Genomic DNA, 12,697 nt, shown 5'->3' on the forward strand with positions numbered 1-12,697 from the left:
AGCGAATACATCAACTTTTACAACACCAGCCGGATCAAAGTCAGCCTAGGCGGCGTAAGCATCGAAGAGCACCGCATGCTTCAACTAGCATGAAACTGAAACTGTCCAACAAAGTGTCCGCATCCCCTTTTGACCCTTAACCCACAATTAAGCCCCTCTTCCCACCAAAGAGGAAGAGGGGCGAATGGAGATAGGCTTATTTAGCCTCGCCGTCCAAGTACTTCAGCGCGGTGCGCGTGGACTGCTCCGCAGCGTGGCGCAGCACTGGGTCCACATCGTCATACATCTCGTTGACCAGGGTATTCAAATCCACATCATCGCCTAGGCGGGAGCGGATCTCTTTAATCTGGTCAAGACGGTAGTGGCGGCGGTCAATGTACTTGCGGGCCACCTGAGAGGTGTCATCCAAGTCCGGACCGTGTCCTGGAAACAGCGCAATATCCTTGCCGCGCTCTTCCAAGGTGTCGAGGGTGTGCAGGTAATCGGCCAAGTTACCGTCCGTCTCCGAAAGGAGAACGGTGTGGCGGCCGGCGATAGTGTCACCAGAGATAATGCCCTCGAGGCGGGAATTTCCTACCTCCCCGCTCCACACAAAGAAGCAGGTGGAATCCGCGGTATGGCCTGGGGTGTGCACGACCTCGAGACTTGGGGTGATGCCATCGAGGGAGATGTGCTCACCGTCCTGGAGAGCCTCAGCACCATTGCAGTAGCTCGGATCGAAGGCGCGGATGGGGGCGCCGGTCATCTGCCGCAAGCGTTGTGCGCCCGAAGCGTGGTCATCATGGCGGTGGGTAATCAAAATCAAGGCCACCTCACCTGCGTTGCGGTGCACAACGTTGAGATGACCTTCATCCTCAGGACCCGGATCCACGACGATCGCCCGAGAGTCTTCAGTGGCGCGAATAATCCACGTATTCGTACCCTCTAGGGCGGTGTAGCTGGGGTTATCACAAAGGACTACGCCAACGGACTGGCTGACGGGACGCAATTGACTATATGCGGGGTGCTCCATAGTTACTAGCCTATCCGATCAAGCAGCAATTTCTACGATTAGTTCGATCTCTACCGGGGCGTTTTTAGGCAACGCAGCTACGCCCACGGCGGAGCGAGCATGCTTTCCAGCATCCCCGAAGACCTCACCGATGAAATCGGAGGCACCATTGATAACTACCGGCTGGTCTGCATAGGCCGGATCGGAGGCGACAAACCCCACGATTTTTACCACACGGGAGACATTGTCCAGGCCAACTTCGGCATCGATAGCGGCGAGCGCATTCAGCGCCGCGATGCGTGCCTGTTCCTGGGCTTGTTCCGTGGTGACTTCGGCGCCAACCTTGCCGGTCAGCGGCAAGGCACCTTCCACGAGGGGAAGCTGGCCAGAGGTCCAGACTTGATCACCCACGCGCACGGCCGGCACATAGGACGCTAGCGGCTTGGCGACGCCCGGAAGCTCATACCCCAGCTCCCGCAAGCGAGCATGAAAGCCCATTTACTCTGCCACCTCACGCTTGAAGTAGGCCACGACGTTTTCCGGGTTAGGACCCGGGGTGACGGTGACCAGTTCCCAGCCATCTTCGCCCCAAGAATCGAGGATCTGTTTGGTGGCGTGGGTGAGGACAGGTGCGGTTGCGTATTCCCATTTAGTCATGGGGTCCATTCTAACTATTAAATACGCCCCACGCCGTCTAAATTCTTAAATTCCGACGAGCTCGCCGCCTTGGGCCAAGTAGTGAGCCCAATCCGTGATGTGGGGGTTCTTGCGCAGCAGGGCACGGCGCTGGCGCTCGGTCAGCCCGCCCCAAACACCGAACTCGACGCGATTATCCAGGGCGTCAGCGCGGCATTCGGTCAGCACCGGGCAGTGGCGGCAAATGACGGCCGCCTTGCGCTGTTCTGCACCGCGCACAAAGAGGGCATCCGGGTCACCCTTGCGGCATTTGGCCTGGGTGACCCACTCACCACGCTCGGGATTTCGGGCTGTATTAGACATTCCAGCAGTCTTCACACGAACGGTCATGGGTGAGTGTGCTCCTTCCCAGACGGAATACTATGTAACGCATCTGAGTCTATTCATCCAGGTAGAAGATTGTCTAACACGTCACACTTTAGGGGGTGCGAGTGATCTTCCACCTACCAAGGGCGACCACGTAGTGTATGGGGCGTGACTGTCATCAAATCTTTGGCCAAGATAGCCCTGTCTACGGTCTTGGTAGGCGCGCTCATCGCCCTGGCTCTTGCCCCCTTTGCGGGCATTTCCGGAGTGGCGATTGCCCGTACTAACGAAACCATGCAATCTGACCTGCAAGATCTGACTGCCGGCAATATCCCAGGCGTCACCACGGTCAAAGACGCCAAGGGCAAGGACATGGCCTACATCTTCAGCCAACGCCGCCACCCGGTGGAGAGCAAGAAGATTTCTCAAGCCATGAAAAACGCCATCGTCTCCATTGAGGACGAGCGCTTTTATGATCACGAGGGCGTGGACTTCCAGGGCAATTTCCGCGCGCTGTGGACCAACCTAACCTCGGGCGGCGTTTCCCAGGGCGCCTCCACCATCGATCAGCAGTACGTGAAGAACTACCTATTGCTGGTCTCTGCCACCACCGATGAAGAACGCGCCGCGGCCACCGAGCAATCCGTGGCCCGCAAGCTGCGCGAGATGCGCATGGCCACCAAGATGGATGCGGAATTGGATAAGGATGACATCCTCACCAACTATCTCAACCTGGTGTCTTTTGGTAACCATGCCTATGGCGTCGAAGCGGCGGCCCGCACTTACTTCGGCACGCACGCTTCTGAACTCACGGTGCCGCAGGCAGCGATGCTAGCCGGCATGGTCCAATCCTCTGAGCGCCTCAATCCCTATACCAACGCTGAGGAAGTAACCGACCGACGCAACCTGGTCCTGCAATCCATGGCGGATAACGGCCATATCAAGCAGCAGGAAGCGGATAAGTATAAGGGGGAGAAACTGGGCGTCGGAAAGAAGCCCAAAACGCTAGCCAATGGCTGCATCGGCGCCGGTGACCGCGGTTTCTTCTGTGATTATGTGCTGAAATACCTGGATAAGAAGGGCATTAGCGAGGAGCAGCTGGCGCGCGGTGGCTACACCATCAAAACCACGCTGGACCCAACGGTGCAGGACAAGGCCCTCGAGTCCGTACAAAGCCACACCAATCCGGATGCCCAGGGCGTGGCTGAAGTCATGAACGTCATCAAGCCTGGCAGGTCGGACCGCAAGGTGCTGGCCATGGTCTCCTCGCGCGATTACGGCCTGGACCTAGATAAAAATGAGACCATCCTGCCACAGCCCTACTCCTTGGTGGGCAACGGTGCAGGTTCCGTCTTTAAGGTCTTTACCGCCGCGGCCGCGCTCGAAGCGGGCTATGGCATCAAAAACACCGTGGATGTGCCGACCCGCTACGAGGCGGAGGGCCTAGGCCATGGTGGCGCCGCCGGCTGCCCGGCGGACCGCTACTGCGTGGAAAACGCTGGTGCCTATAAGGCCACGATGACGCTGCAGGAAGCGCTGGCGCACTCCCCCAATACGCCGTTTATCAAGCTCACGGAGCAGGTAGGCGTGGCACCCATCGTCGATATGGCCGTGCGTTTGGGCCTGCGCTCCTACGACGACAAGGGCAGCTTTGATAAGGACACCTCGATTGCCCAGCACACCAAGGACGCCAACTCCGGCTCCTTCACCTTGGGTCCGGACCAGGTCAACCCGCTGGAGCTTTCCAATGTCGGCGCCACGCTGGCCGCGGATGGCAGGTGGTGCGAGCCCAACCCGATCTCCCAGGTCACGGATAAGGAAGGCAACGAGGTCTACCTCAAGGAAACCCCGTGTGAGCAGGCCGTTGATAAGGACGTAGCCCGCGCGATGAGCAATGCCTTGTCCGAGGACGCCAAGCAAGGCACGGCCAAGAATGCCGCCCAGGCGGCCGGTTACTCCAGCCCGATCGCGGCCAAGACCGGTACCACCGAGTCCAACCAGTCCTCCGCATTCTTAGGATTCAACCAGGGCATTTCTGCCGCGCCGTATATCTATAATGATGGCACCTCCACCGTCCCGCTGTGTACCGGGCCGGTGCGCCAGTGCGCGGGTTGGGGCAACCTCTACGGCGGCTTGGAGCCGGCGCAGACCTTCTTCAGCATGGCTACGCAGCTGCCGATAGCCACCAAGGCCGGACTGCCGAATTACAACAAGAAGTACGACAACGGCACCACGGCCGATAAGACCCTTGATAGCCTGCGCGGCAAGTCCGAGGCCGAGGCCCGCCAGACCTTGGAGTCCAAGGGCTACGTGGTCAAGACCTCCCGGGTCATCGGCGGCAATGTCCCTTATGGCCGCGTGGTTCGCGCGATTACCGGCAAGGACGGCAAGAAGAAGGGTGCGGAGATTACGCTGCAGCTTTCCGACGGCGCCGGGGCCTCCCAATCCCCCTCCTCCGGTGTGGCCGACGCTGACTCCACCGGCGCACAAAATAGCACCGGCGGCGATAATGCCGACGGCGCTACGAGCCCGGGCCGCTCGACTAGCGGCACAGGCGGCGGAACGGGCAACGGCGGCGGGTTCTCACCGGAAGACTTTGGTATCCGTCAAGAGGACATCGATAACTTTGCCAACGACGTCCGCAGTCTGCTCGGCCGCTAAGCCTCGTCCGTTGCATTCTGGCCCGCTTTAGCTCAGCTGGGACTTGACCTCAGCGGACAGGCGCTTGCCATCCGCCTGGCCGGCGGCCTTGGCATTGGCCACCTTCATTACTGCACCCATCTGCTTCATGGTGGGCGCTTCGCCGTTTTCGGCCTCAACCTCCGCGATAGATTCCTTCACTAGGGCCTTAAGCTCGGATTCGTCCAGCTGGCGGGGTTGGTAGGCCTCGAAGAAGGGGACCTCAGCAAGCTCGGCTTCCGCCAGCTCCGGACGGCCGTTGTCCTCATAGACCTCGGCGGACTCGCGGCGCTTTTTAATCTCGCGCGCAATCACCTTGAGGATATCGGCGTCCTCCAGCTCATGCCGGGAGCCATTGGTCTCCTCGGCCTGGATGGCGGCCAGCAAGGCGCGGATGGCGCTGGTGCGCTGCTTCTCTTTCGCCTTCATTGCGGTTTTCAGATCTGCACGGATGGTTTCCTTTAGCTCGCTCATGCCTATCAATGTACGCCAGGTAGTGTGGTAGCCGTGAAACTTTTACGTATTCTTGGCGGCCTCACCGCTGCCGGCCTGGGCGCCGCGGCATGGGGCTATAGCGAACTGACCAAATTCGAGCTCAAGGAATATACGCTCCCCCTCCTGCCCAAGGGCACGCTGCGCGGCAAGCCGGAATTTCGGCTGCTGCATCTGTCCGATCTGCATATGATCCCCGGCCAGGAGACCAAGATTGCCTGGGTTTCTGCCCTCGATGCCCTGGAGCCGGACCTCGTGGTCAACACCGGCGATAATCTCTCCGATCAACAGGCCGTTCCCGATACACTGCGCGCTCTCGGCCCGTTGCTGGCCCGCCCCGGCCTCTTCGTCTTCGGCACCAATGACTACTGGGCACCGCAGCCGGTCAATCCCTTCAAGTACCTGCTGGGCAAAAAGCGCGAACCTTCCTACGTGGATTTGCCGTGGCGAGGTATGCGCGCCGCATTTATGGAGCACGGTTGGCGCGATGCCAACCAGGCACGGCATGAATTCAAGGTGGGCAATGTCCGCCTTGCCGCCGCCGGCGTGGACGATCCACACCACGATCTAGATGACTATTCCGAAATCGCCGGCCCGCCCAACGAGAACGCCGACTTGTCCCTGGCACTCCTCCACGCCCCCGAGCCCCGCGTGCTGGAAAAGTTCGCAGCCGATGGCTACCAGCTTTCCCTATCCGGCCACACCCACGGCGGCCAGATCTGCCTGCCCGGCTCCCGTGCGCTGGTGACCAATTGCGGCATCGACCGCGAGCGCGTGCAGGGCCTCCACGACTTCGGACCGATGAAGATGCATGTCTCCAATGGCCTGGGCACCTCCAAATTCGCCCCAGTGCGTATCTTCTGCCGCCCTTCCGCCACGCTGCTGAAAATCACCGAGGTGGACTAAACCCAGCCACCTGCCGTTTTGTTGATTATGCTCAGCTTGCGTTAAAGTATCCAGGTACCGCTTTTCAAGGCGGAACGCCGGGATATGGCGCAGGTTGGTAGCGCGCTTCGTTCGGGACGAAGAGGTCGCAGGTTCAAATCCTGTTATCCCGACCAACAGCCCGCAGCTTTGCTGCGGGCCTTTCTCGTTGTTATGCCAGCATTCCTGCAAAAAGTGCCACTGCAACCAAGATAGCGGAGAAAATCCACGCAATGGGAAAAGCCAGCTTGAGATATTTTCCCATCTGCCCTTCCGCAAGGCCCAGCGCCAGCCACAATGCAGGAGAGAAAGGCGAGACAAAGGTGCCCACCACGTTGCCGATAATGAGCGCGCAGGCCGCACCCATGCCGCTGACCCCAAAGCTTTCAACAGTTCCTTGAACAATAGGAAGCACTGAGAAGTAATAAGCATCCGTCGAGGTCAACAAATCAAGCGGCACACCGAAGAAGCCCACAATCAAATGGAGGTGCGGTGCGACGCCCTCCGGTAAAACGTTTACTAATGTCAGTGCGATTTCCTCAAGCATTTTGGTTTCATTGAGGACGCCCAAGAACATCGCGGCTGCAAGGATAACGCCTGCCATGGCCAAGGCGTTGGGCGCATGTCGTCGCAGGGCCTCACCCTGCTCCACGGGACCGCTGAAGTTAATAGCCAGAGTGATGGTCGTAGCAATGAGAAAGGCTGGGGCGGGCGGGACTACGCCTGAGAGCAAGGCCACCAGGACTGCAAGAGCAACGATGATATTGACCACGGTTACCCAGCGCCCTTTGCGGAGGTGATAGCCCAATTTATGTTGTTCACGCACCTGCGTAGCAGCGAATTCATCGGCCAATGCGTTAACGTCCACTGCAGTACCGCCTGCAAATTCGCCGCTTTCGCGCAGCCCCACAACGCGGCGCTGTTCCCACCACCCCAAAAACGCAGCCAAAAGGAATACCAGCACAATCGCCACACCTTGAATAGGCAGGAGTTGCACCCAGATTGCATTGGGCTCCTGATCGACCACAGCACCGGCGCGGCCCAGCGGGCCGCCCCAAGGAACCATGTTCATGACCGAGGCAGACATCGCCACAATGGTAATGAGCACGTAGCGCGACATGTTCAGCGCACGGTAGAGCGGCAACAGGGCCGGGATGGTGATAAGGAAGGTAGTAGAACCCGATCCATCAAGGTGCGCCACTACGCCAATCGCCGCAGTGCCCAACGTTACTGCCATAATCCTTCCCCGGGTGGCCCTGATGAGCGCGCGAATGACTGGGGTAAATAGGCCAACGTCTTGCAAAATGCCGAAGAAGATAATGGCGAAGATAAACATCACCACGACGTTGATGACAGAATTTAAGCCTTCGCTGAAAAAGTCAGATATTTCACCTAGACCAAATCCACATATAAAGGCACCAACTACGGGTACCAGCGTCATGGGGATGATGGGATTTACTCGGCCGCGGATCAAAATTCCCACCGTCACGAAAATGATGATGAGACCCATGGCCGTGAGCCCGAGCGGGGTCTGCATAGTGCTCCTTCAAAAGTCGACAACTCACCTTGTCCTACGCTATAAAAACAGGCGAGTGTGACTCAGATTAAACCCCCACTACCAACAACGCTACTACTCCCCCCAAAGTCCACACCGCTTTAAATTGAATTACCTATAGATAATCGTCACCACGAAGCAGTTCGCACGGCTTGAAAAAGTCCCCACCCCAACAAAAGCATTCAAGGAATTACACGGATTTTTCCGCAAACATTGCAGCTAGGCACCCCACATATGGGAAACGACGCGGTGCCCCTACAGCGCCGCGTCGTCCCTATTCCCTATCACTCACAACGGATTGGAGAAACCGTTCGCCTACCCCCTAAGTAGGCTTTGTGAGCAAGACCAACTGTAGCACTCGCTCAATACAAACGGTACCGGACACCAAAATTCCCAGTTTCCACCAATGTTTTTTATTGTTAGGTCTGCTTTTTCAGACCTAATTAAGCAGAGTTTTAGTTTTTGCTGTGGACAGGGCCCACCATTTTGCACTTAACCCAACGAGAGTGACAGCCAGCAATACCGCAATTCCGGCCCACAGGACGGCTTGTTCACCTTCGTTACCTGCCACCGTGACGGCCGCGGTAGTCCAGTTCAGTGGCAAAAGATTAGAAACGACCTGCCATACCTTAGAAACACCTGCAATTGCCGCAGATTTCCACAGCCACCCCACCAGCGCGGTCTGGCCGATGACAAAGAGCGCCGCGAGGATGCTGCCGGCGGTAATACCGCATAGCCCGAGTAGGGCGCGGGTGATGGCCGTCATGGACAGCGCCCCCAGAAGGAGCGCCGCGCCGGCCCAAACCGCCGCCACAGGGGTAAATCCGGTGGCAAGCACGAAGAGGAGGATTTCCCCGATGGACACCGCGGCGAGCGCGCCGCCGAGGACCGTCAGCCATGGGCGGAGCCCCACGTGCCAGGCCACACCGGCTGCGGCGCCTGCGAGCAGAACCAAGGCGGAGACTAACATCGCCACGATGGGGCTGAGCAGATGTGTAGGTCCGTCGGTCGCGGTATGCGCCGGCGGCAGGGCACGCTGAATTTCACCCACATTGGTCTGGTTTTGGGCTGCCATGGTGGAGAGCTTGCCGGCGCCTTCGTCAAGCTTGTCCACGCCCTCCTGCGCCTCACCGACGCGCTTGTTCAGCTCCGCAATTCCCTCGTTAAGCTCTTGCGCACCGGATACGGCCTGGTTCACGCCATCGTGATAAGCATAGCCGTTGACCGCCAACTGATTGGATAGATCGCGCGAGCCGTCCTTGAGCTTCTTGAGCTGATCGGTCACCGAATTATCCAGGCGGAAATTATTCACCTGCGCGCGGAGATCGCCCAGCTGCGAGCGAATTTCCTTCGCTTCCTTAGATTTATTTCCCTCCAGGTCGCGCATCGTGCCATCGATTGCCTGCAGAATCTGCCCCTGGACAGCACCAAGGCCCACCACTTGGTCCACGGCACCGCCGACACCATTGGCCAGCTCCGTTGCACCGCCACCGAGCGTATTGGTTCCAGACTGCAGCTGATTGAGGCCGGCTACCAGTTCTTGGGAGCCCGTCGCCAGCTTGTCGACGCCCCCTCCGAGCTCATCCGCCCCCTTGTTCAGCTCCCCCGTGCCGTCATCAAGCTGCGTGGCACCCGACTTCAACATGCTCGCCTGGGCTTGCGCGCGGCTGGCCGCCTCGGCGGCTTCCTTCACCTCTGGGGAGGCGGAATTTTCCCGCGGTGCACCAAACGGCTGCGCGGCGCTAGACCAGGCATGGGCGGGTTCCCACTGTGCAAGGCCCGCCACCGCAGCGCCAATAATGAGCGGCAGGGCGAGCAGGAGGATCAAGAGGACGCTGCGCCACCGGGAGGGGGACGCAACGTCTGGGGAAACAAGGCGTGAGGTCATGATACTGAACCTATCCTTGCAGGTCACTCCCCTGTTGCAGGCGCGCCGAGCACCCCCGCAATGTCCGTTCCTCTACGATATATGGCATGTCCCACAATTATTCCCTGGCCCCCTCCCGCTACCTCGCCGCTGCGGCCATCGCGCCACTGTGTTTCAGCCTTGTTGCCTGCTCCAACGACGCCGATACGTCCGCAGAACCGGAGTTCTCCGACGCCACCGCCGCAAGCTCCTCGGCCACGGAGACCTCGTCCGAAGAAACCACGAGCGATCCCGCGACCTCGGAAGCCGCAGACACCACCACCGAGACCGCGGAGGCCGAGCCGACCTCTGCGGCCGCAGCTCCCACCGAGAACACCGCGGAATCCGCCAACGAAGAGAGTGAAGCCCCGGCCGCCGTACCCGCCGATACCGGCCGCGGCGATTGCTCCCCAGAAGCGCTACAGCCCGCAGCTCCCTCCATGACCAATATCCGAGTCAGTAACTGCGATGGCCAGTGGGCCCGCTTTGGCAAAGACAGCACTGACTGGACTGTCTGGGCGCGCTACGAGGGCGGCCAGTGGGTAGCCATTGAATCCATCGGCGAGACAACCTCCGGCCTAGCCGCCCCGTGCTACGACGTGGATAAGTGGGCCGCCGAGGGCGCCCCTTCCTTTGTTACGGAAAAGATGCGCCGCTGCGACTAGCCGCACAGCAAGAAACCGCCCCCGTACCGCGCAGTAGTTATGCAACTCGGTACGGGGGCGGCGTCGTTAGCGCACAGGCCCTGCCGGGGAAGGGCTACTTCTTCTCGGCGTAGACCTCGCGCACGCGCTGGCCCAGTGCTGGGTGCACGTTGGTCCAGTATTCGTATACGCGTTCTTCGGTCTCCTCGGATACACCGGCCATCGCGTTGGTGATATTGGTGACCAGGCGCTCCTTGGCGGCATCATCGTAGACATTCTCGTACAGGTCGCGAGCCTGGACAAAGTCGTCGTCCTCAGCGTGACGAACATACGGCGCACGCACCAAGTCGCTGCCGTAGGACTCCGGATTGATGTAGAGCTCCGCCGCGGTGGTGGTCTCGAGCTGGGAGCGGTCGTTTACGGCGGCGTCATCAAGCACGCCCGTACCCTTCTCATAGCGGTTGGGCGAGTAGACCGGATCCTCCGGAGCATTGAAGTGGTACTGCATGCTGCCCTCGTGCTGGTAGGTGTTGACCTCGTCCACGTTCTGTGGCTGGTTGACCGGCAGCTGCTGGTAATTCGGGCCAATGCGGTAACGCTGCTGGTCAGCGTAAGCAAAGACGCGAGCCTGCAGCATCTTATCCGGAGACAGGCCAACGCCAGGCACGATATTGGACGGATCGAGCGCCACCTGCTCAATCTGCGCGAAGAAGTTGCGCGGGTTGCGGTTGAGCACAAAGTAGCCCACATCGTGCAGCGGATAGTCCTTCTTGGACCAGACCTTGGTCAGGTCGAAGGGGTTAAAGCGGTAATTCTCCGCTTCATCCAGCGGCATGATCTGCACCTTGACGTCCCAGATCGGGTAGTTGCCCTCCTCGATGGCGTTATAAAGATCCTCGCGGTGGCAATCCGGGTTCTGGCCGGCGGTGGTAGTGGCCTCTTCATCGGTGAAGTTCTCTACGCCCTGGCGGGTCTTGAAGTGGTACTTCACCCAGAAGGCCTCGCCCTGTTCATTAACCCACTGGAAGGTGTGGGAACCATAGCCATTCTGGTGGCGGGTGGACTTCGGGGTACCGCGATCGCCCATGAGGTAGGTGACCTGGTGGGCGGATTCTGGGTTGCGGGTCCAGAAATCCCACTGCATATCGGCATCGCGCAGGCCATTGGTGCCCAGGCGCTTCTGGGAGTGGATGAAGTCTGGGAACTTCAGACCATCGCGAACGAAGAAGACCGGGGTGTTATTACCCACGATGTCGAGATTGCCATCTTCGGTATAAAAGCGCAGAGCAAAGCCGTGCACATCGCGCCAAGTGTCCGGAGAACCCTGCTCGCCGGCGACGGTAGAAAAACGGCCCATCATCGGGGTAACGGTGCCCTTTTGGAAGACCTTAGCCTTGGTATATGCAGAAACGTCTTCAGTAATGTGCAGCTCACCAAAGGCGCCGTGGCCCTTAGCGTGCGGCGTGCGCTCCGGCACGCGCTCGCGGTTGAAGTGCGCGAGCTTTTCAATGAGGTGGATATCATTCAGCGCCACTGGGCCCTGCTGGCCGGCGGTCACCGAGGTGTTCTCGGACGGCACCGGCTGGCCCGAGGGGCGGGTGGTATTTCCCTTGCCAGCGGGGCGCTGGCCCTTATTCAGGATGTCATCAGCGGTGAAATCAGTCATTTATGCCTCCTGGCAATCCGGGGTCAGTTCACTCCAGTGTGGCAAAACTTTGCACGGTTGTCAGGGCTCGCAAAAGAGTGTAATGGGGGCTGGTAGATTCATTCAGGTGACTCACCACTCCGCAGCAGACGACGCCCGCGTCACCGACCTCGCCCTTCGGGCCGGTCGCGGCGACCGCGCGGCGCTGACGGAGTTTATCAAGGCCACCCAAGATGATGTGTGGCGTTTGCTGGCGCACCTGGGCGGACCCGAGGGTGCTGACGATCTCACTCAGGAGACCTATCTGCGTGTCATCAGCGCCCTGCCGCGTTTCGCCGCCCGTTCCTCCGCGCGCACGTGGCTTCTCTCTCTGGCTCGGCGCGTGTGGGTAGATAATATTCGCCACGATATGGCCCGGCCGCGAAAGTCTGCCACGGAGTACGAGGATGCGATGGGCGCAGCGCCGGAAGAATCCGCGGCGTGGAGCGAGTGGATCGACGCCCGTACGCTTATCGACGCCCTCCCGTCCGACCGCCGCGAAGCCCTCATTCTTACCCAGGTACTGGGCTATACCTATGAGGAGGCGGCCAAGATTGCCGGCGTGCGCGTGGGCACCATCCGCTCCCGCGTGGCTCGTGCCCGCAAGGATCTCATCGCGGGGACAGGTTAATACCCCCAAATAGTCCCCTGTGATGGCGGAGTTAATTTCACTCCCAAATTGTTACGCTCTGGTGGCGGAATCAAGCGGTGGATGCGCCACGCTTGAATAGTTCGTTAAGTATTTCACGTGGGGTTGCGCCGCCGAGGATTTGTCGGGGTGTTTCGTTGAGCTCATTTTGCACCCACGCGACATGTTCGG

At 59.6% G+C, this 12,697-nt stretch carries 13 protein-coding genes, 1 tRNA gene and 1 pseudogene; 6 read left to right on the forward strand and 9 right to left on the reverse strand.

Annotated features, from left to right (window positions below; all coding sequences use genetic code 11):
- Positions 1-9 precede the first annotated feature (9 nt).
- Positions 10-93 (forward strand): hypothetical protein, encoded by an 84-nt coding sequence (locus QP934_RS10785; protein WP_419127527.1) that lies wholly within the window; start codon positions 10-12, stop codon positions 91-93.
- A gap of 103 nt (positions 94-196) precedes the next feature.
- On the opposite strand, the gene QP934_RS10790 is transcribed toward QP934_RS10785, so the two are convergent.
- The 4 genes from QP934_RS10790 to QP934_RS10805 are packed head-to-tail and all read right to left on the reverse strand — an operon-like array spanning position 197 to position 2,017.
- Positions 197-1,012 (reverse strand): MBL fold metallo-hydrolase, encoded by an 816-nt coding sequence (locus tag QP934_RS10790; RefSeq protein ID WP_284787606.1) that lies wholly within the window; start codon positions 1,010-1,012, stop codon positions 197-199.
- A gap of 18 nt (positions 1,013-1,030) precedes the next feature.
- On the reverse strand, positions 1,031-1,489 hold the full coding sequence (locus tag QP934_RS10795; protein WP_198492395.1) for a RidA family protein: 459 nt from the start codon (positions 1,487-1,489) through the stop codon (positions 1,031-1,033).
- The gene (locus tag QP934_RS10800; RefSeq protein ID WP_005323131.1) at positions 1,490-1,648 is read right to left on the reverse strand and encodes a DUF4177 domain-containing protein; all 159 of its coding nucleotides are present in this window, start codon (positions 1,646-1,648) and stop codon (positions 1,490-1,492) included.
- A 45-nt stretch (positions 1,649-1,693) separates the two neighbouring features.
- On the reverse strand, positions 1,694-2,017 hold the full coding sequence (locus QP934_RS10805; protein ID WP_005323132.1) for a WhiB family transcriptional regulator: 324 nt from the start codon (positions 2,015-2,017) through the stop codon (positions 1,694-1,696).
- Positions 2,018-2,161: 144 nt separating this feature from the next.
- On the opposite strand from QP934_RS10805, the gene QP934_RS10810 reads away from it, so the two are divergent.
- Positions 2,162-4,654 carry a transglycosylase domain-containing protein gene (locus QP934_RS10810; RefSeq protein WP_419127522.1) on the forward strand — a complete coding sequence of 831 codons (2,493 nt, stop codon included), beginning with the start codon at positions 2,162-2,164 and terminating at the stop codon, positions 4,652-4,654.
- Between the two features lie 27 nt (positions 4,655-4,681).
- On the opposite strand, the gene QP934_RS10815 is transcribed toward QP934_RS10810, so the two are convergent.
- On the reverse strand, positions 4,682-5,146 hold the full coding sequence (locus QP934_RS10815; RefSeq protein ID WP_225746080.1) for a GatB/YqeY domain-containing protein: 465 nt from the start codon (positions 5,144-5,146) through the stop codon (positions 4,682-4,684).
- A 33-nt stretch (positions 5,147-5,179) separates the two neighbouring features.
- On the opposite strand from QP934_RS10815, the gene QP934_RS10820 reads away from it, so the two are divergent.
- Together QP934_RS10820 and QP934_RS10825 are read left to right on the forward strand one after the other, a co-directional pair.
- Positions 5,180-6,070, forward strand: a complete 891-nt coding sequence (locus QP934_RS10820; protein WP_299137375.1) for a metallophosphoesterase — start codon at positions 5,180-5,182, stop codon at positions 6,068-6,070.
- A gap of 78 nt (positions 6,071-6,148) precedes the next feature.
- A tRNA-Pro gene (locus QP934_RS10825) sits at positions 6,149-6,225 on the forward strand.
- A 35-nt stretch (positions 6,226-6,260) separates the two neighbouring features.
- On the opposite strand, the gene QP934_RS10830 is transcribed toward QP934_RS10825, so the two are convergent.
- Both QP934_RS10830 and QP934_RS10835 read right to left on the reverse strand, forming a co-directional pair.
- On the reverse strand, positions 6,261-7,625 hold the full coding sequence (locus QP934_RS10830; RefSeq protein ID WP_419127523.1) for a CitMHS family transporter: 1,365 nt from the start codon (positions 7,623-7,625) through the stop codon (positions 6,261-6,263).
- A gap of 457 nt (positions 7,626-8,082) precedes the next feature.
- A complete protein-coding gene (locus QP934_RS10835; protein WP_419127524.1) occupies positions 8,083-9,531 on the reverse strand; it encodes a hypothetical protein in 1,449 nt (482 codons plus the stop codon).
- A gap of 86 nt (positions 9,532-9,617) precedes the next feature.
- On the opposite strand from QP934_RS10835, the gene QP934_RS10840 reads away from it, so the two are divergent.
- Positions 9,618-10,214 carry a hypothetical protein gene (locus tag QP934_RS10840; protein WP_419127525.1) on the forward strand — a complete coding sequence of 199 codons (597 nt, stop codon included), beginning with the start codon at positions 9,618-9,620 and terminating at the stop codon, positions 10,212-10,214.
- A gap of 94 nt (positions 10,215-10,308) precedes the next feature.
- Here QP934_RS10840 and QP934_RS10845 read toward each other — a convergent pair whose 3' ends face one another.
- Entirely contained in the window at positions 10,309-11,859 is a 1,551-nt protein-coding gene (locus tag QP934_RS10845) for a catalase (protein WP_049378043.1), read from the reverse strand.
- An 82-nt stretch (positions 11,860-11,941) separates the two neighbouring features.
- Between QP934_RS10845 and QP934_RS10850 the strand changes: the two genes are divergently transcribed.
- Positions 11,942-12,508 (forward strand): RNA polymerase sigma factor, encoded by a 567-nt coding sequence (locus QP934_RS10850; RefSeq protein ID WP_419127526.1) that lies wholly within the window; start codon positions 11,942-11,944, stop codon positions 12,506-12,508.
- Between the two features lie 70 nt (positions 12,509-12,578).
- Here the strand turns inward: QP934_RS10850 and QP934_RS10855 are convergent.
- A pseudogene (locus QP934_RS10855) lies at positions 12,579-12,697 on the reverse strand (IS30 family transposase); the annotation flags it as partial.

Source organism: Corynebacterium sp. MSK122, from assembly GCF_030229435.2.
In the GTDB taxonomy this organism is placed as follows: Bacteria; Actinomycetota; Actinomycetes; order Mycobacteriales; family Mycobacteriaceae; genus Corynebacterium; species Corynebacterium marquesiae.